Source organism: Acidisoma sp. L85 (genome assembly GCF_009765865.1).
Classification (GTDB): Bacteria; Pseudomonadota; Alphaproteobacteria; order Acetobacterales; family Acetobacteraceae; genus Acidisoma.
Window position 1 is genome coordinate 123968 of sequence record NZ_LMUQ01000026.1, and the last position, 18409, is coordinate 142376.

The 18409-nt window shown below is 65.2% G+C and carries 20 protein-coding genes; 6 read left to right on the plus strand and 14 right to left on the minus strand.

All coding sequences use genetic code 11. The features are described from left to right. From GSQ83_RS29785 to GSQ83_RS06505, 3 genes are all read left to right on the plus strand, one after another. A partial coding sequence (locus GSQ83_RS29785) for a hypothetical protein (protein ID WP_216849959.1) occupies window positions 1-264 on the plus strand: 264 nt, incomplete at its 5' end. Window positions 265-266: 2 nt separating this feature from the next. Further along, the gene (locus GSQ83_RS06500) at window positions 267-1166 is read left to right on the plus strand and encodes a carbohydrate ABC transporter permease (RefSeq protein WP_216849960.1); all 900 of its coding nucleotides are present in this window, start codon (window positions 267-269) and stop codon (window positions 1164-1166) included. Continuing rightward, complete coding sequence (locus tag GSQ83_RS06505; protein WP_158802074.1) at window positions 1163-2017, plus strand: carbohydrate ABC transporter permease; 855 nt, start codon at window positions 1163-1165, stop codon at window positions 2015-2017. Before GSQ83_RS06500 ends, GSQ83_RS06505 begins: the two co-directional genes overlap by 4 nt. A 12-nt stretch (window positions 2018-2029) precedes the next feature. Here the strand turns inward: GSQ83_RS06505 and GSQ83_RS06510 are convergent, their stop codons facing one another. From GSQ83_RS06510 to GSQ83_RS06520, 3 genes are read right to left on the minus strand one after another with little or no spacing between them, the layout of a single operon-like run. Beyond that, window positions 2030-2839, minus strand: a complete 810-nt coding sequence (locus GSQ83_RS06510; RefSeq protein WP_158802394.1) for an arginyltransferase — start codon at window positions 2837-2839, stop codon at window positions 2030-2032. A gap of 23 nt (window positions 2840-2862) precedes the next feature. Further along, window positions 2863-3336, minus strand: coding sequence for an RDD family protein (locus tag GSQ83_RS06515; protein WP_158802075.1), 474 nt, complete (start codon window positions 3334-3336; stop codon window positions 2863-2865). After that, entirely contained in the window at window positions 3333-5663 is a 2331-nt protein-coding gene (locus tag GSQ83_RS06520; protein WP_158802076.1) for a penicillin acylase family protein, read from the minus strand. Before GSQ83_RS06520 ends, GSQ83_RS06515 begins: the two co-directional genes overlap by 4 nt. A gap of 200 nt (window positions 5664-5863) precedes the next feature. Here GSQ83_RS06520 and GSQ83_RS06525 point away from each other — a divergent pair, with 200 nt between their 5' ends. The 3 genes from GSQ83_RS06525 (at window position 5864) to speE (ending at window position 8307) form a co-directional block, all read left to right on the plus strand. Further along, complete coding sequence (locus GSQ83_RS06525) at window positions 5864-6712, plus strand: alpha/beta fold hydrolase (RefSeq protein WP_158802077.1); 849 nt, start codon at window positions 5864-5866, stop codon at window positions 6710-6712. A 171-nt stretch (window positions 6713-6883) separates the two neighbouring features. Beyond that, on the plus strand, window positions 6884-7351 hold the full coding sequence (gene speD / locus GSQ83_RS06530; RefSeq protein WP_158802078.1) for an adenosylmethionine decarboxylase: 468 nt from the start codon (window positions 6884-6886) through the stop codon (window positions 7349-7351). A gap of 92 nt (window positions 7352-7443) precedes the next feature. Continuing rightward, window positions 7444-8307, plus strand: a complete 864-nt coding sequence (gene speE, locus GSQ83_RS06535) for a polyamine aminopropyltransferase (RefSeq protein ID WP_158802079.1) — start codon at window positions 7444-7446, stop codon at window positions 8305-8307. 176 nt (window positions 8308-8483) lie between these two features. On the opposite strand, the gene GSQ83_RS06540 is transcribed toward speE, so the two are convergent. The 11 genes from GSQ83_RS06540 to GSQ83_RS06590 form a co-directional block, all read right to left on the minus strand. After that, a complete protein-coding gene (locus tag GSQ83_RS06540) occupies window positions 8484-8855 on the minus strand; it encodes a hypothetical protein (protein ID WP_158802080.1) in 372 nt (123 codons plus the stop codon). Between the two features lie 323 nt (window positions 8856-9178). After that, on the minus strand, window positions 9179-10459 hold the full coding sequence (locus tag GSQ83_RS06545) for a folylpolyglutamate synthase/dihydrofolate synthase family protein (protein ID WP_158802081.1): 1281 nt from the start codon (window positions 10457-10459) through the stop codon (window positions 9179-9181). A gap of 39 nt (window positions 10460-10498) precedes the next feature. Next, window positions 10499-11371, minus strand: a complete 873-nt coding sequence (accD, locus tag GSQ83_RS06550) for an acetyl-CoA carboxylase, carboxyltransferase subunit beta (RefSeq protein WP_158802082.1) — start codon at window positions 11369-11371, stop codon at window positions 10499-10501. A gap of 54 nt (window positions 11372-11425) precedes the next feature. After that, window positions 11426-12256: a tryptophan synthase subunit alpha gene (gene trpA, locus GSQ83_RS06555; protein ID WP_158802083.1), complete on the minus strand. Its 831-nt coding sequence runs from the start codon at window positions 12254-12256 to the stop codon at window positions 11426-11428. After that, window positions 12253-13488 carry a tryptophan synthase subunit beta gene (trpB, locus tag GSQ83_RS06560; RefSeq protein ID WP_254065527.1) on the minus strand — a complete coding sequence of 412 codons (1236 nt, stop codon included), beginning with the start codon at window positions 13486-13488 and terminating at the stop codon, window positions 12253-12255. Before trpB ends, trpA begins: the two co-directional genes overlap by 4 nt. Window positions 13489-13511: 23 nt before the next feature. After that, window positions 13512-14174: a phosphoribosylanthranilate isomerase gene (locus GSQ83_RS06565; RefSeq protein WP_158802085.1), complete on the minus strand. Its 663-nt coding sequence runs from the start codon at window positions 14172-14174 to the stop codon at window positions 13512-13514. Beyond that, a complete protein-coding gene (gene pyrF / locus GSQ83_RS06570; protein ID WP_158802086.1) occupies window positions 14171-14881 on the minus strand; it encodes an orotidine-5'-phosphate decarboxylase in 711 nt (236 codons plus the stop codon). The genes GSQ83_RS06565 and pyrF overlap by 4 nt, the downstream gene beginning before the upstream one ends. 3 nt (window positions 14882-14884) lie before the next feature. After that, window positions 14885-15220, minus strand: a complete 336-nt coding sequence (locus GSQ83_RS06575; RefSeq protein ID WP_158802087.1) for a lipopolysaccharide assembly protein LapA domain-containing protein — start codon at window positions 15218-15220, stop codon at window positions 14885-14887. A gap of 36 nt (window positions 15221-15256) precedes the next feature. After that, the gene (gene ihfB, locus GSQ83_RS06580) at window positions 15257-15577 is read right to left on the minus strand and encodes an integration host factor subunit beta (protein WP_158802088.1); all 321 of its coding nucleotides are present in this window, start codon (window positions 15575-15577) and stop codon (window positions 15257-15259) included. A 270-nt stretch (window positions 15578-15847) separates the two neighbouring features. Then, entirely contained in the window at window positions 15848-17710 is a 1863-nt protein-coding gene (locus GSQ83_RS06585) for a monovalent cation:proton antiporter-2 (CPA2) family protein (protein WP_158802089.1), read from the minus strand. Between the two features lie 4 nt (window positions 17711-17714). Further along, window positions 17715-18392 carry an NAD(P)H-dependent oxidoreductase gene (locus GSQ83_RS06590; protein ID WP_158802090.1) on the minus strand — a complete coding sequence of 226 codons (678 nt, stop codon included), beginning with the start codon at window positions 18390-18392 and terminating at the stop codon, window positions 17715-17717. Between the last annotated feature and the right edge of the window lie 17 nt (window positions 18393-18409).

Here is an 18409-nt window from a genome sequence, read left to right on the forward strand (position 1 = left end):
GCGGATGCGACGCTCGGAGACCTCCCGACGCGCACCACGGTGCTTGAGACGCTGAACAAGGAAGGCAAGCTCGCGGCGGGTGACGTGCTGCTCGCGCAGATCCCAACCATCGGGCCGTTGTTTCCGCTCGGTACGCCGCCCTGGTATCCGCAGTTCTCCAGCGCTGTTTCCAGCAGCATCAACGCCGCGGCGAAGGGCAGCATGACGGTGGATCAGGCTGTTCAGCATATCGCGGCACAAGCCAAGCAGGCCATGAAGCAGTAGGCGTGAGTCTTGCCCTCGCGCTAGCACCCGGCAGGCGGCGGGAGACTGGGCTCGGTCTCCTGTTGGCTCTGCCCATCGTCCTGGTGATGGCGAGCCTCGTTTTCTATCCGCTGTTACTAACGCTGTGGGATAGTCTGCACCGCGTCGATCCGATGCGGTACGGCACGCCGTTTGTCGGGCTCGGCCAATATATCGAGCTGTTCAACGACAGCGACGTCGGCGCCGCCTGGGGCAATACGATTTGGCTGGTGATCATGGCGGTGGTCGCCGAGACCGTGGGCGGCGTGCTGATCGCGCTGCTGCTGCAATCGGTGCGGCGCGGCCGCCAATGGCTCCTCGCCGCGGTGATCCTGCCCTGGGCGATGCCGCCGATCGTCAATGCGATTATCTGGCTGTGGATCTACAATCCGAGCTACGGGCTGCTGAACGCGGTGCTGCGCGATCTCGGCGTCATCTCGCACTACCATGTCTGGTTCAACGACCGAGCGACGGCGCTCGCGCTGATCGCCGTTGTGCATGTGTGGCGCATGATGCCGCTAACGGCGGTGATCGTGCTGGCGGCTTTGCAGGGCATTCCGCATGAGCTGTATGAGGCTGCGCGCATCGACGGGGCCCGGCCGTGGCGCAGCTTCGTTGCGATCACGCTACCGCTCATCGCACCAGCTTTGGCTATCGCGCTGACGCAATCGACCATCTTCGCCTTCAACCTGTTCGACGAGGCCTGGATCCTGGCGGGCGCGAGCCTGGATACGCGCACGCTACTGATCGAGACCTATATGCTCGCGTTCCAGAACCTGCATTTCTCGTACGGCATGGCGCTGTCGGTCCTGGTCATGCTCGTGTCGCTGGCAGTGTCGCTGCTCTACGTCATGCGAAGCGGCCGAGGGGCGACCTACGAATGAGGCGGATCTCTGCCAAACCTGTTGGTGTCGTCGTGCTGTTGATTTGGTCGCTCGGGCCGATCTATTGGGCGCTTGCCTCGTCTTTCATGCGGCCGACCGATCTCACCGCGCAGCCGCCGCATTTTCTGCCGCCTGTGGTTACCTGGCAGCACTATGCGAATCTTCTAGGCTTCAACAGCACCTTTCAAGGCCAGCAGGTGCAGTCGGTTTGGCCGCAATTCAGCCGGGCGCTGGTCAATAGCCTGGTGACCTCCGGCGCCGCGACAATCGTGACGGTCGCTCTTGCTGCTCTTGGCGCCTATGCCTTCGTGCGGCTGCGTTTTCCCGGACGCGACGCCATCTTCGCCCTGGTTGTCGCGACGCTCGCCATCCCGGCCTATACGGTAATGATCCCGCTCTACCGGCTGATGATCGTGGTGCATCTGGTCGACACTTATCTCGGCGTCACGCTGATCTATGTTTCCGCCTTCCTGCCGCTGGCCTTGTGGCTCATGCGCAGCGTCTATCGTGCGCTGCCGCTGTCGCTGGAAGAGGCGGCAGCGCTGGATGGCGCGAGCCGGCTCTACACGCTGTTCCGCATCGTCATACCGCTGTCGGCGCCTGGGCTTATCGCGAGCGCGATCCTGACCTTCCTGAGCGCCTGGGGCATGTTTGTGGTGCCGCTGGTGTTTTCACCGACGCTGCATACGAAGCCGCTGACGGTGCTGATCCCGGAATTCGTGACGAAGAACTACGTCGATTACGGGCTGATGAACGCGGCTGGGCTGCTGGCCATTATCCCGCCCGTGCTGGTCGTGATCTTCCTCAACCGGTATCTGGTGAGCGGGTTGATGGCGGGGGCGGGGAAGTAAACCCAGGCGACTCTACGAAAGACCCCCGGAAATCGCCTCCGAGAAGGGCTGCAAAGTCTCGACCGCCCCCTCATCCACCGCCGCGCCACCCGCTGTCGCCTCGCGGTCCGGCAGGCGCCGCCAGCCGCCGCCGCTGAGTATTTCTGTCGGATGGAAGCGCGTTTTGTAGGCCATCTTGCGGCTCTCGGCGACCCAGTAGCCAAGATAGACATGCGGCAGGCTTTGCGTCCGCGCCGCGTCGATCAGCGACAGAATGGCGTAGGTGCCGAGCGACCGGCGCGACTCCTCGGGCTCGAAGAAGCTGTAGACGGCGGAGATGCCGTCCGCGAGGCGGTCTGCCAGGCAGCAGCCAATCAAGCGGCCCGCAGCGCGGAACTCCACCATGAACGTGTCGATGGGCGTGTCCTCGACCATCGCGCGATAGTCGTAGAAGCTCATCGTCGCCATATCGCCCTCGCCGTGGCGGAGCCGCTGGTAGCGCTGGAACAAGGCGAATTGCTCGGGCGTCGCGGTGGCGGGCAGTGCCTCCCGCGTGACATCGGCATTGGCTTTGGCGATGCGCCGCAAGCCGCGATCCGCCTCGAACTGCCCGACGGGGATGCGGATGGGAACGCAGGCATTGCAGCTCGGACAAACCGGCGCATAGGCGATGTTGTGGCTACGGCGGAAACCGGCGCGAGAGAGGCGGTCATGCAGGGCTTCCGCATCGGGTCCGGTCAGCTCGGTGACGACCTTCCGCTCCGTGCGGCCGGCGATATAGGGGCAAGGCAGCGGCGCGGTCGTGTAGAAGAAATTGGGCCGGCGCATGCTCTTGTAGCTCATCGGCCCAGGCGGTCTCCGCTCAGTCAGCTCTGCCATGGCCCCGTCCAGCGCAAGGCGCCCGCTCGCACCACCACGAGTCCGGAGATCATGTCATGGATCGCCCGGCGCCTGTATGTGAAAAACGCCACAGCCAGCCAGATCACACCAGCTGCCAGGGTAATGTAGAGCAGCGCCACGAAGGCCGCAGCCTCTACCAAAGTCGGACGCTCGAGATCGGCCATTCGGCGAACGGCCAACCCCACGGACCTTTGCCCCGGCGTCGCGCCGCCCGGCCCCGCGATCCACAGCGTCTCGTAGATGAAGCCGACAATCAGGAAGAGATGCGCAGGCCCATGCAGCAGGCCGAGGCTCATCACATGGATGACCGCGAAGCCGATCGAGACACCCATGGTCAGCACGGCGATCAGCAGCCAATCGACCACGAACGCGGCGATCCGGCGGCTGGGCACGCCCCAGGTCAGGCTGTCATCCGCGTAGCGCGCTGCGTCTGGCGTCATGGTGACTTCGATAGTGGCATGATCCGGATCTGGCGCGAAACCTCATTCGGCTCAGGGCCGAGCTGCAAGTTCAATCCCTCTCGCCAGGGCAGCAGCAGGTCACGCGTGTGGGAATCGAGCAGGTTGCCGGATTGCCCCGGCGCGATGACGAAACGGCTCTCGTCGAGATCGGAGAGATCGTAGATGGCCCGCAGCTCCGGCCCATGCACGGCGGTGAAGCCATGCGGATCCTTCTCCGTCGGAGCGGGCGCTGAAAGATCGATCGTCGAGTTATCGCCCGGCACCGGGATACTGAGGCGGCCGAGCGCGCCGATCAGCGGCAGGCGGCTCAGCAACGGATGGGCGAAAATCGCCGGATGAGCGGCACCCCAGCGCCAGGCGGCGGGATCGGCGCCGTAGCGGCGCCGTAGCGGCCTCATCGCGCCGTCCAGCGCCGCGAGCAGGACCGGGTTGCAGTCGCCGCCGCACCACATGGCCTGGGCCGCCGTCGTTGCGTTCGGGCCGAGCAGGGAGAGCAGGAAATTGTTTTCCTCGATTGGCGCGTCACCCAGCGAGAGGCCGTTCTCCTTGAGGATCAGGGCGATGATGGCGCGATTCCAGGCGGTGAAGATGAGCGGCTGCGGCCGGTCCAGCGTCATTTCGCCGGCCCAGTTCTCCAGCAGCGCAGCGGCCTTGGCGGCGGGATCTCCGGCCGGGACCTTGAGCTTGCGCAGGCGTGGCAGTTCGGCCGCCGCGAAATCGCTCGTCACATCCGCCTGGATCACGCTGAAACTCTGGACCGACTGGCGTTCCGAGGCTTCGAGCAGCGCGCGGATACGCCGTGCCCGCCAATCGCCATGGGTGTCGCGCGACAGGAAGATCGGGAAGCTCGGCCCGACCGTCGGTTCATTGGCATTGACCAACCTCCCCGAGCGCGGATCGACACTATGCGGCAGCGTGACGCCGCTCGCGAAGCCGATCCAGTCATGCTTGCCATCCGCCCCATCGACCGGCCAAGCGCCATCACCCGCATGCCGGATCGGCACCCGCCCGGTCGTGAAGAAGCCGATGTGGTTGGCGATATCGGCGGCGAGCAGGTTCTGCACCGGGCTCGTGATATGCGCGGCGGCAAGCGCGACATCGGCCATGTTGCGCGCCCGGTCGAGCATCAGCAGGCCGTCCGCATCCGTATCGTGCGGCGCGAGATTGGCCATATCGACGGCGAGAAGGCTGCCGCCGTCAGGCGTGCTGCCGATGACCGGACCGTGGCGGGTCTCGGCGATGGTGAGCACCTCGTCCTTGTGGCCGCGCACGGGAATGTCTTCGGTGCGCATCACGAAGGGCTTCGGACCGTCTGGCGTCTCATAGCTATGCCCATCCGCCGTGCGGTGCTCGATGAAGATGTCCTGCACGGCGGCGCCGGTCGTCGTGAAGGTCCAGGCCACGCGGTCGTTATGGCCGATAACCATGAACGGCAGTCCAGGCGCCGTGGCACCGGCCATGACACCGCTCGGCGTGTCGATGCGGACGAGATACCAGAGGCTCGGAAAGCCGAAGGCGAGATGGGGGTCACCCGCCAGAAGCGGACGGCCAGAGGCGGTATGCGCGCCGGAAACCGCCCATTCGTTGGAAGCCTCAGCGGGCTGAGTGAAAGGCTGCGGAAAATGCCGCGTCCAGCCCAGGGTCTCGGCCGCCGCCGCGGCGAGGCGGGGCAAAGCAGGCTCAAGCGAGGCAATCTCGGGCAACATGCCCGGCACCGGCGGCCATAAGGCGTCGATCTTGGCGCGCGACAGCTTGCCGGACAGCGCGAGACGTTGGAGTTGCTGCCGCCAGTTGCCGGAAAGCCAGAGGCTCATCGTCTTGCCCCAGAGCAGGCTATCGACGATCGACCAATGGGCTGGCTTGCCGAGGAAGACGAATTCCGGCGCGGCAAAGCGCCCGCGCCGGCTGATCCAGGCGTTCACCCCGTCCGCATAGGCCTGCAGCATCGCTCTCGCGGCCGGCGAAAGATCGGCGACATCGGCCTCGGCGCTGCGCCGGACGCCCAGCAACCGCATTTCCCGGTCGTTCGGCAGCGCCGCCGGGCCGAAGAGCTCGGCGAGCGTGCCGCCGGCCGCCCGGCGCATGAGGTCCATCTGGAACAGCCGGTCGCGCGCATGGATATAGCCAAGCGCCGCCGCCGCATCGGTCGCCGAGGAAGCGCGGATGAAGGGAATGCCGTTGCCGTCGAAAGCCACCCCGATCGGTGCCGAGATGCCCGGTAGCGACACCACGTCCTGCTGCGGCGGTAGCACCCGCCACATCAAGGCGGCAGCCGTGGCGCAAAGCACGAAAATGGCGGCACCCACCCCGATCAGTACGCGGCGGAGGAGGCGTGGCAGCCGCCTCCAGCGGAAGCGTGACGGGGAGGTCGTTGAAACGGAGATGGTCTTGGTCCTCTCGGTCTTCCGGCGTCATATGGCGGTCGTAAGCGGCGGCAGGATGCCCCGGTCCGAGCTTCCGCGCCAAGCGGCGCGTGCCGGGGCCGTCAGCTTAGAGGGAGTTTGGAATGACGATGCGTGAAGGCTCGGTAAGTTATCTCCTCACGGATGGCTTTCATCGCATGGCGTATGCCGAATGGGGTCCACAGGATGCCCCGCCGGTTATCTGCGTTCACGGCCTGACCCGCCAAGGGCGTGATTTCGACCGGCTGGCTGCGGCCTTGGCAACCGATTTTCGCGTCATCTGTCCCGATTTGCCCGGCCGCGGTCATTCGGGGTGGCTCAGCGACCCGCAGCTTTACCAGGTGCCAGCCTATATCACGGCGCTGTCACATCTGCTGGCGACCCTTGACCGGCCGGTGCATTGGGTCGGCACCTCGCTCGGCGGCGTCTGCGGCATGGTGCTGGCGGCGCAGCAGGACCAGCCGATCCGGCGCATGGTGCTGAACGATATCGGGCCGCATATCCCGAAGGCAGCGCTGGCGCGGATCCGCGAATACATGCGAGAGCCGCCGGTTTTCGAGGATCTCGCGGCGGTGGAAGCGCTCCTTCGTGTCATTCACGCGCCGTTCGGAATTCCCGATGACGCGGCCTGGAGGGAATTCGCCACGCATTCGGTGCGTGCGCTGCCGGACGGCAAGTTAACGCTGCATTACGATCCGGCCATCGCCCACATCATCCGGGCGCAGGAGCCGGAGGACGTCAATCTCCTGCCATTCTGGTCCAAGATCACGATTCCGATGCTCGTGCTGCGTGGCGAGACCAGTGATCTTCTTCTCGCCGAGACCTTCGCGGAGATGCAGCGCTCCGGCGCGGAAGGCGTCACTGTGGCTGATGCTGGTCACGCGCCGGCTCTGATGGATGAGCACACCATCGCCACAATCGCGGCTTTCCTGAGAAAAACACCGCCTTCGTGACGGGTTGAAGGAAAGGAAGATGCTTTCTCTGCATAGCGGAGGCACAGCCTATCGCAGAGATTTCTCTTGCGCCCAGGGGGTATGGCCCGCATAACCCGCCGCCTTGGCCCCAGGGGACTTGTCACGAGGACAATGTCCAACAGGCCGTCTACTGGTTGAGGGAGCATGCGAATGAACGCACTTGCCCGACTGGGGATGGTCTCGGATTTCCCGAGCGATAACCAGACGACGATCATCTGCGACGACGCCGAGGCGCCGAAGCAGAAGGACTATTGGATCGAGCGGGATGGCCAGAGATTTGCTGGCATGCATCTGCTTGTCGATCTCTGGGGGGCGCAAAACCTCTCGGAGCCCGAACATATCGATCGCGCGCTGCGTGATGCGGCGTTGATCGCTGGCGCGACGATTCTCCATTCGCACTTCCACCACTTCACGCCGAATGGTGGCGTGTCGGGTGTTGTCGTGCTGGCGGAGAGCCATATCTCGATCCACACCTGGCCCGAGAACGGCTTTGCCGCGATCGACATCTTCATGTGCGGTGACTGCGATCCGCGCAAGTCGATCCCCGTGCTTCAGGCAGCCTTCATGCCGGAGCAGACCGTGCTTGGCGAGCAGCGTCGCGGCATCGCCGCACCTTAGACGCTCCGCCGTTCCCGTCACCAACTCTTCATGCGACCCGCGCCTGGCACCCGTGCCATGCGCGGCTTTATCGCACGCAGGGAGTTTGCTCCATGGCAACTGATAGCTGGTTGAACGAGACGCTGTATCCGGATTGGGGCCAGCGCTTTCGCGTCAAGCGCGAACTCGCCCGTGTGCAAAGCGAGTTCCAGGACATCGCGATCTTCGAGAGCGAGAGTCACGGCCGCGTTATGGTGCTGGACGGCATCATCCAGATCACCGAGGGCGACGAGTTCGTCTATCAGGAAATGCTGACGCATGTGCCGCTGCTGGCTCATGGCGAAGCCAATCGCGTGCTCATCATCGGGGCGGGTGACGGCGGCGTGCTGCGCCGCGTGCTGCAACACCGCAACGTCACGCAGGCGGTCATGTGCGAGATCGATGGCGAAGTCATCCGTCTCGCGAAGGAGTTTCTGCCGAAGATCGCCGGCGAAGCCTGGAGCGATCCGCGCGCGAACGTCATCGTCGGCGACGGGATCGATTATGTGCGCCGTGCCGCGGCGGGGAGTTTCGATGCGATCATTGTCGATTCGACCGATCCCATCGGCGTCGGCGAAGTTCTCTTCACCGACGAGTTCTACGAGAATAGCGCGCGTATCCTGAGCAGCCGCGGCATCATCGTCAATCAATGCGGTGTGCCCTTCATGCAGGCCGACGAGCTGCGTGACACCAGCGCGCGCCGCCGCCGCTTCTTCCCACATGTCGGCGCTTATGTCGCAGCGGTGCCAACCTATGTCGGTGGCTTTATGACTCTCGGCTGGGCGTCGAAGGACGCGGCGATCAGCACGGCGCATACCGTGACGATACGCTCTCGGGCGGAAGCGGCGGGTATTCTGGGCACGACGCGCTATTGGACGCCGGAAATCCATGTCGGCAGCTTCAACCTGCCGCCCTATATCGCCGAGGCGCTCGACTGACGACGAGGCGTGCGCGTGATGATCTAAGCTGGGCCGCGCCATAAGTATTCGTCATGGCATGCGCAGGCATGCCATCCACGCCTTGCCTTCGTCGCGCAGTCAAAGGCGTGGATGCTCGGCCTCCGCCGAGCATGACGTGTCGGAATGAGCGCGATGCAAACTAGATACGGGCTTCCCTAAGACCGCACCGCGCCGTTCGAGCAGGCGCGTTCCCAGAGGGTCGGAAAACTCGGGTCCTGGAATTCCAGCGATATCATGCTGGGTGAACCTAGAACGGCGACATAGCGCTCCGCGCCATCGGGATCGACTTTGGGATCGGTCGTTCCGCAGACGCTTACGACGTGACCAACGCTGACGCTGATGAACCTGTCGCCAAAGCTGTCATAGGACGGGTTACCGAGCGCTTGGCGCAGCGCTTCCTCGCCTTCCCGCCAATCCGCCGCCTCAGCCGGATCCGCAGCAGTCGCGGAAATCGTGGGCGGCGTGTCGAACTGAAGCGGCGTGAAGGCGGCATGAACCGACATGATGCTGAGGCCGACGCCGGCCACGCAGACGGCCCCCGCTACTAACGGGGGTAGGCGCCGCCTGCGGCTACGCGGCCGAGCCTTCGATGCGCGCGCCTCGGCTATGCGGCGTGGCGCTCTGGGCTCAGAGCAGAGAACCTTCAAGCCACAGCCATGGCACTCAGCGGCGCGGGGACTGAGGAGCGTCATACAAAGGACGCAAGCAGTTGAAGGCATATCGAATTTGCCTCTAAAATGAGCCTTTACGCTAAAATGTCTCATCACTTGAATAGCGCCCTCGGCTCTTCGAGGGAAGAGACAAGCGTAGTTTTTCACAAATTTGTTAAGTCATTAAAAACAAACAGTGTCTAAAGACGAAGGACAGCGCCTGCCAGATAAAGGCTTCCGCATATTACCACGCGCCCTGCGGGCCCACCGAGCGCCGCGAGCTGTGTAAGTGCTTCGGTGACTGTCCCGCCAGGTCGAGCGACTCCATCGGAGGCGAGAACAACGTCCTCCACTGCCAGCGCGAGATGCTGACCAGGCTCCGCAACGGCCCAAACGCTGGCGGCCAGAGGCAGAAGGGGGCGAAGGAACTCGGCCGCGTCTTTGCCTTGCTTCATGCCGATTACGAGGTGCAGCGGCTTGTCAGTCCAAGCCGCGACATGGGCGGCGAGAGCCAGGCCGCCGCCGGGGTTATGGGCGCCATCGAGCCACAGTTCCCAGTCGCGCGGCAGCAGGGCGGAGAGCGGCGGTCCCAAACGCTGCAAGCGGCCCGGCCATTCCGCTGTAGACAGGCCGCGGCCAAACGCCGCCTCTGGAAAACCCAATCCACTCGCCCGAAGCGCCGCTATCGCGATCCCGGCATTTTCAACCTGAAAGCCGCCAGCCAGAGAAGGTGGCGGCAGAGCCAAACGGCCAGCCTGATCCTCATAGATCAGGCCATCTCCCTTTGGCCCGATGCGCCAGTCTCGGCCATGGGCGAGGAGAGGTGCGCCGACCGATCGCGCCCGTTCATCGAGAACCCGCAGAACCTCGGCGGGTTGAGCGCCGACGGCCACGGGAACGCCCGGCTTCATGATGCCTGCCTTCTCGGCGGCGATGCCCGTGAGTTCATCGCCCAGGAACTCGCGATGGTCGATCGAGATGGCGGTGATCGCGCAAACCCTTGGCCGCTCGATCACATTGGTCGCATCGCCGCGTCCCCCGAGCCCGACTTCCAATATGCAGAGATCGGCGGGGTCTCCGGCGAAAAGCAGGAAGGCGGCGGCGGTGATGACCTCGAAAACGGTGATCGGCGCACCGGTATTGGCCCGTTCTACCGCCTCTAGCGCATCGGCAAGGGCGGCGTGGCTTACCAACCCGTTTGACAAGCGGATCCGCTCGTTGAAGTCGATGAGATGCGGCGAGGTATAGACTTGCACGCGTAGCCCCGCCGCCTCACCGATGGCGCGGGCAAAGGCGCAGGTGCTGCCTTTGCCGTTGGTGCCCGCGACATGCAGCACCGGCGCCAGCCGCCGCTCCGGATTGCCCAGCCGATCGAGCAAGACGCGCAAGCGGTCGAGGCTGAGATCGATCGCGCGCGGAAAGAGTGCGAGCAGCCGCTCCAGCACGTCATCCACGCGCGGATCCAGGCTGTGCTCCCTCAAATGCGTCTCCGGCTTAGGCTGGCGCGTGAAGGTACGTCGTTACGCGGCCTCGGCGAGCTGGACTTCCTCGCGCAGCAACAGACCGGTCACACGGATCAAGGTTTCCCGCAATTCCAGCCGGTTGACGATCATGTCTACGATGCCGTGTTCGTAGAGATACTCCGAGCGCTGGAAACCCTCGGGCAGTTTCTCACGCACGGTCTGCTCGATGACCCGCGCGCCGGCGAAGCCGATCAGAGCGCCGGGCTCCGCGATCTGGATGTCGCCCAGCATGGAGAAGCTCGCCGTCACGCCGCCCGTCGTGGGATCGGTCAGCACCACGATGAAGGGCAAGCCAACTTCTTTGACCATCTGCGTGGCGATCGTGGTGCGCGGCATCTGCATCAGGCTGATCGCGCCCTCCTGCATCCGCGCGCCGCCCGAGGCGGTGTAGATAATAAGTGGCGCGCGCTGGAGCACGGCGAGTCGCGCCGCCGCCACGATGCCCTCGCCGACGGCCGCACCCATCGAGCCCGCCATGAACTCGAAGGCCATCGACCCGATCACTGCCTTGCGCCCACCGAGCAAGCCATGCCCGACAAGCAACGCGTCCTCCAGCTTGGTCTTGTCGCGGGCTTCCTTGAGGCGGTCGCTGTAGCGTTTCTGGTCGCGGAAACGCAGCGGGTCCTGCGGCACCTTTGGAGTGTCGATGATGGTGAAGGCGCCATCGTCGAAGGTCCAGACGAGGCGGTCCCGCGCGGTGGCCCGCAGGTGATGGCCGCAATGCGGGCACACCTTCAGGTTCGCATCCAGGTCACGCTGGAAGATCATCTGCTGGCAAGCGGGGCATTGGTGCCACAGATTCTCGGGCACATCCTTGCGGCCGAGCAGGGTGCGGATCTTGGGGCGAACGAATTCGGTGAGCCAACTCATCTAGGGTCTCCTCGGCGGCATGCGGCGCTGCGGCGCCAGCTCATGCCAAAGGGTTCAGGCGGCTACCCGCGTGGCGCGGACAGCATTGGCCAGGGTGCGCACCTGATCCAGGACGCGCTCCGCTGTGCCAGGCCGGGCGTGGCCGTCCTCGTCAAGATCCTTCGCGAGCGTCTCGATCAGGGCGGAGGCGACCACGGCCGCATCGGCGATGCCAGTCGCCTCGGCGGCCTGGGCGGGGCTCCGAATCCCGAAACCGATGGCGATCGGCAAGTCCGTCGCGCGGCGCAGGCGGGCGATGCCGGCCGAGAGGTCCGCGCCGGTGGCGCTGCGGGTGCCGGTAATGCCGGTGATGCTCACGTAATAGATGAAGCCTGAGGCACCACTGAGCACCAGAGGCAGCCGCGCCTCGTCCGTGGTCGGCGCGACCAGCCGGATGATGTCGAGCCCATGGTTGAGGGCATAGGGCGCGAGCAGATCCGACTCCTCAGGCGGCAGGTCGACGGCGATCAGTCCGTCCACCCCGGCCGCCGCCGCGTCCGCGCAAAAGCGTTCCGCGCCATAGGCCACGATGGGGTTGAGATATCCCATCAGGATCACCGGCGTCGTGTCATCCCGCTCGCGAAACACACGCACCATGGCGAGCGTGCCAAGTAACGTCGCGCCAGCCTTGAGCCCGCGCTGTCCGGCGCGCTGGATCGTCGGGCCATCGGCCATCGGATCCGTGAAGGGCATGCCGATCTCGATGAGATCCGCGCCCGCCTCCGACATGCCGTGCAGGATAGCGGTGCTGGTGGCGAGGTCCGGATCATAGGCTTCGAGAAAGGGAATAAGCGCGCCGCGCCCCTCCCGCTTGAGTGCCGCGAAGCGGGTGGCAATGCGGCTCACAAGGTCACTCCGCTATGGGCCGCCACGGTGAAGATGTCCTTGTCGCCACGTCCGCTCAGATTGACCAGGATGATCTCGCTTGGCTTCATCTCGGGCGCGATCTTCGCCACATGCGCCAGCGCATGGGCGGATTCCAGGGCCGGGATGATCCCCTCCTTGACGGTGCAGAGGTGGAAAGCTTCCAGCGCCTCATCGTCGGTCACCGGCACGTATGACACGCGGCCGCTGTCGAAGAGCCAGGAATGTTCCGGCCCGACGCCGGGATAGTCGAGGCCGGCACTGATCGAATGCGCCTCCTGGATCTGCCCATCCGCGTCTTGCAGCAGATACGTCATGTTGCCGTGGAGCACGCCGGGCTTGCCGCGTGCCATGCTCGCCGCGTGCTTGTCGGTATCGATGCCATGGCCCGCAGCCTCGACGCCGATGAGACGGACGGAGGGCTCGTCAAGGAACGGATGAAACAGGCCGATGGCATTGGAGCCGCCGCCCACCGCGGCGATCGCCACATCTGGCAGCCGCCCCTCGGCCTCCTGCATCTGCGCTCGCGCCTCGTTGCCGATCACGCATTGGAAGTCCCGGACCATCTGCGGATAGGGATGCGGCCCGGCAGCGGTGCCGATCAGATAATAAGTGTCGTGAACATTGGCGACCCAGTCGCGCAGCGCCTCGTTCATGGCATCCTTCAGCGTCGCTGAACCGGATTCCACGGCTTTCACCTCGGCGCCGAGCAGCTTCATGCGAAAGACATTGGGCTTCTGCCGCTCCACGTCCACAGCGCCCATATAGATGGTGCAGGGCAGGCCAAAGAGCGCGCAGACGGTCGCCGTCGCCACGCCATGCTGTCCGGCGCCAGTCTCGGCGATGATGCGCGTTTTCCCCATGCGCCGGGCGAGCAGGATCTGCCCCATACATGAGTTGATCTTATGCGCACCCGTGTGGTTCAGGTCCTCACGCTTGAGATAGACCTTCGCGCCGCCGAATTGCCTGGTCAGGCGCTCGGCGAGCCACAATGGGCTCGGTCGCCCAACATAATTCTTGAGGTAGAGGTCGAGTTCGGTTTGGAAGGACGCATCGCGCCGCGCCGCCTCGTAAGCGTGCTCGACTTGTAGCACGAGCGGCATCAGCGTTTCGGCGACGAAGCGGCCGCCGAAGAAGCCGAACCGGCCGCGATCGTCCGGCTGGTTGCGGAGGCTGTTCTGGCCCGATGGCGGGCGGAGGAATGGCTTGTTCACGTGACCCCCTGATCCAGCAGTTCTCATACCTCTTGAGGATGAGAGCCGGAAGGGCGGGCGGCGCGTGCTGCCCTCACAAAGGCGCGGATCAGCTCTGGTTCCTTAACCCCTGGTATGCGTTCGACCCCAGACGACACATCGACAGCCCGCGTTCCCGACACCGCGATGGCTTCCGCTACATTGTCAGGCGTGAGGCCGCCCGCCAGCAGCCACGGCACCGGCGGCGACCACCCGGAGAGCATCGCCCAGTCGATGGCCACTGCATTGCCGCCCGGCCGCGTGGCGCCCGGCGGCGGCTTTGCCTCGATCACCAAACCGTCGAGCCCCTCCGCAGCGGCCGAGGCGGCGGCCAGATCGGCAGAGGTGGCGACCCCTTGAGCGAGCCAGACCGGCCGCCCGAATTCGCGCCGCACGGCCCGGGCGAGCGCCGCATTGCCGTAAACTTGCAGGCCGTCGAGCGCCACGAAACCCAGCACCGCCGCGATTTCCGCGAGCGTCGGTGCTACGAAAAGGCCGATGGCGGGCGGCGGTGATGACTGGGTCGCCTTGATCGCCGCCGCCTGTTCCACCGTTACGGCGCGGGGCGAGCGAGCGAAGAAGACGAAACCGATATGGTCGGCGCGTTCCTCGGTCGCGGCGGCGAGGGCCTCGGCGCTGTTGATACCGCAGATCTTGACCCGGATCATGCCATCGACCGCCCGATGGCGATTGTGGTTTCCGCGGGAGACGGAGAATCGGTAATGGGGCGGCCGATCACCAGCCAGTCGGCGCCCGCCACCATGGCTTCACGCGGAGTGAGCGTGCGCGCCTGATCACCGCTCGCGCTGCCGGCGGGACGGATGCCGGGAACCACTAACAAGGCGGCGGCACCCAGGTTCCGGCGCAGCATCGCGACTTCCTGCGGACTGCAGACCAGCCCATCCGCGCCAGCGGCCAAAGCGAGGTGCGCGAGCCGCAAGACCTGCTCGGGAGGTGAACCTGTTACGCCGGTTTCGTGAAGGTCAGTGGCGGAAAGGCTAGTCAGCACCGTTACCGCCAGGATTTTGGGCCTCGCATCGCCGGCCGCTTCGGCTGCGCGCCGCGCCGCGCCGATCATCGCGCTGCCGCCGGATGCGTGGAGCGTCAGCATCGCCGGCCGCAACGGCAATACGGCCGAGACGCCGCCCGCCACCGTGTTCGGAATGTCATGCAGTTTGAGGTCGAGGAATATCCGCGTCGGCCCCGCGGCTTCGGCGACCGCGCGATAGCCCGCCGCGCCATGCGCCAGGAAAAACGCGAGACCGAGTTTGAGCATGCCGCAATGTGGGGCGAGAGCAGCCGCCCAGCCGCGCGCGGTCGCGAGGTCGGTCGTGTCCAACGCCGCGATGATGCGGCGGGCCGCCGCGCCGTCCATCGCTTAGCCTTCCCGCAGGGCCACTGCGCGAGGCACCGGCAGGGCAACCCGATTCTCCACCGGTGCCTGGCGCAACTCCGTTGTCGCGATCTGCGCCTGGAGGCGGGAGACCAGAGCCTCAGCGCGCCGCGCCCGCCGCCGCAGGCCAACTGTCTGCACCCAGACGATGCTGGCGCCGACAAGGAAGGCGAGGGCCATGCCGACGAGGATGGCAACCGAGAGCGGAACTTCCGCGACGTAGTCGGTCGGCCAGAAGCCAAGCGCCACGTCCTGCCTGTTCGACAGCGCGAAGAGCACGAGCACCAATACAAGGACGAGGGCGGGGATGAGACGAATCATGACACGCAGTCTACCGAGGATGGATCGCTAAGGCGATCACTCCTCGGTGCGGGTAGACCTGCGACGTTCCGGGCGGCCGCCACGATTGACGCGGCCGCGAAGTTCCTTACCGGCCTTGAAGAAGGGCACGACCTTCTCATCGACCGCGACAGCCTCGCCGGTACGGGGATTGCGGCCGGTGCGAGCGACACGCTTCTTCACCGTGAAGGCGCCGAAGCCGCGCAATTCCACGCGCTCGCCACGCGCCAGGGCCTCACTGATCTGGTCGAAGATCGTCGCGACGATGAGTTCGACGTCGCGGCCGGTGAGGTGAGGATTGGCGAGTGCCAGCTCGGCGATGAGCTCCGACTTAGTCATCCCGCTGGCATTCGCCCCCGTTGTCAGTCGATGCCGCCAAGGCAATGGCCATCAGGCGGTGAGCCATATCGGGCACACGCCACGAAACGGAAGGCTGCCAGACAGCCTCCGGAACGTCAAGCGTAAGTCTTTGAAATTGGCTGAATAGCCGAAATATTCCCGCATTATCTCAACAAAATTAGAGTGGTGGCGACCGTCTCGGAGAAGCGAGAGACGATTGCCACCCAACCAAAGGCCGGCCGGGCATTGAGGATCGTGCGGCCTAAACCGTCATTCCGCCGCGTCCCGCATCTCCTCGGCCACCGAGGACGTGTCCCAGCCGCGGTCGCGATCTGAGGTCACGGACTCCTGAAGCTCCGCCGAAAGCAGTTGGTCGAGGGTCGCCTGACTCTGCCGGCTGGCCAGGATGAAGCCATCCTCGTCGTCGCGTAACGGCATCAGCTCGTCGAATAGTCGGCGGTCCTGCCGCCGAAAGAGATTTGCCGCCCGCAGCGCCTGATTTGCCCGCAGGCCCAGCCGTTGCAGCCCGATGCGTCCCAGCGCCAAACCGCCCTCGAAAGTCTCGCGCTCGACGACATCGGCGCCGCGATCAAGCAATTCATAGGCGTGGCGGCGATCCCAGGCGCGCGCCAGGATGGTGAGCTGAGGAAAGTATTGCTTCGCCGTTTCCACCAGTTCGAGTGCCTTTTCGCGGTCGTCGATCGCGATCACCAGAAGCCGCGCCTTCTCGGCGCCGGCGGCGCGCAGCAGATCGAGCCGCGTCGCGTCGCCGTAGTGGATGCGGCGGCCAAAGCGCCGCAGCAGCTCGATCTGTGACACGCTGACATCGAGCAGCGAAGTCCGGAAACCGTTAGCGGCGATCAGGCGCCCGGCGATCTGTCCAAAGCGGCCGAAGCCCGCGATGATGACATCCGCCGTCTCGTCGAAAGCGTCCGGCACGGCGGCGGTCGAGACCTCTGCGTTCCCCTGCCCAAACCGCTCATGCAGCAGGAAGACGAGGGGCGTCAGCACCATGGAAACCGCGACCACCGCGTTGAGCATGCGGCCGAGTTCGCTCGTCAACACTCCAGCGCCGACCACGAAACCCACCAGCACGAAAGCGAATTCGCCGCCCTGGCACAATGCGACACCGACGGTGCGGGCATCGCCCCAGGGCATCCGGAAGGCGCGGGCAATGCCGGACATCGCCACCGCCTTGATCGCCATGAGACCCAGGGTCAGCGCCAGGATCAGGACAGGATGGCGCATGAGCAGCCCGAAATCGAGGCTCGCGCCGACCGTGATGAAGAACAGCCCGAGGAGCAGCCCGCGAAACGGCTCGATATCGGCTTCGAGTTCCCGCCGGAACTCATTCTCCGCCAGCATCACCCCGGCGAGGAAGGCGCCGAGCGCGGGCGACATGCCGACGAGTTGCATGAGCGCCGTGACGCCGATCACCAGCAGCAACGCGGTCGCCGTATAGATCTCGCGCAGGCGGGTCGCCGCGATGAACCGGAAGATGGGGCCGATGAGGTAGCGGCCGCCGGCAACGATCGCCAGGACCGCCGCGAGAACCGCCAGCGCATGCCACCAGCCATGTAGCCCGCCATCCGCGCCGGCAACCGCAACGACGGGCACCACCGCGAGCATCGGCAGCAGAACAAGCAACGGAATGACCGAGAGGTCCTGGAACAACAGCACGCCGAAGGCCGCTGAACCCACAGCACCGCGCCGCAGCCCCTTCTCGTCCAGCGTCTGCAGCACGATCGCGGTGGAGGACATCGCGAGAATGGCGCCGATCGCCGCCGCATGGCGCCAGTCCAGCCCGAGCGCCATAGCGGCGGCGGCGATGCAGAGCCCGATGCCGATGAGCTGCGCCGCGCCGAGACCGAAGATCGCGGCGCGCATGCTCCACAGCAACGCAGGGCGAACCTCAAGTCCAATGAGGAACAGTAGGATGACCACGCCGAATTCGGCGAAGCGCATGACATCGGCCTGGTTGCCTACGAGATGCAACGCGAACGGGCCAATCGCCGCGCCGGCGATGAGATAGCCGAGAACCGAGCCGAGGCCTGCGCGCTTGGCAATCGGCACGGCGATGACGCTCGCCAGAAGATAGACGAGGGCCTGCATCAGGACGGTGTCGGTACTCATCCCGTCAGGCCGCCGTCGCGGTGGCTGGTGCCGAGTTCGTCACCGGCAGCGCCGCGATGAGTTCCGCGAGCCGCTTGCGATAGCGCGCGGCTTGGATAGCGATACCCGCGTCGTCGATCTGGAAAGTGTCGTGAATGATGAAAGGCTCCGCCCAGGCGAGGCCACAGAGGTAAGCCGTCGCCTCCATGGGCCGGAGGAATTCCGCGATCGGAAAACGGTTGCTGCCCGATGGGGTATAAGCCTCCGGCTCGCCGCCGGTGGTGACGGCGCAAAGCAGCGTCTTGCCGTGCAGCCGCGTGCCGCTGCGGCCATAGGCGAAGCCGTGCAGCCAGACCATGTCGAGCCATTCCTTGAGGAGGGCAGGGGTCGCGTACCAATACATTGGGAATTGCAGGATGATGAGGTCGTGGTCCGCGAGCCGCTGCTGCTCCACCTCAACATCGATGGAAAAGTCGGCGTAGGATTCATAAAGGTCGTGGAAAGTCACGTCATCCGCCATATCGGCGACGGCGGCATAGAGCGCCGCGTTGACCCGCGATCTCTGAAGCGCCGGGTGGGCCAGGATGAGTAACATTCGTCGATTATGCCGCTCGAGCACTGGGCCGCCGGACGGGCCGCTGGCTGCCAACCTCGGCTTGGCAATTACCCTCTTACGGCGGCCAAACGGCCAGAATGACTTCATCTTTGGACTGCCCTCAT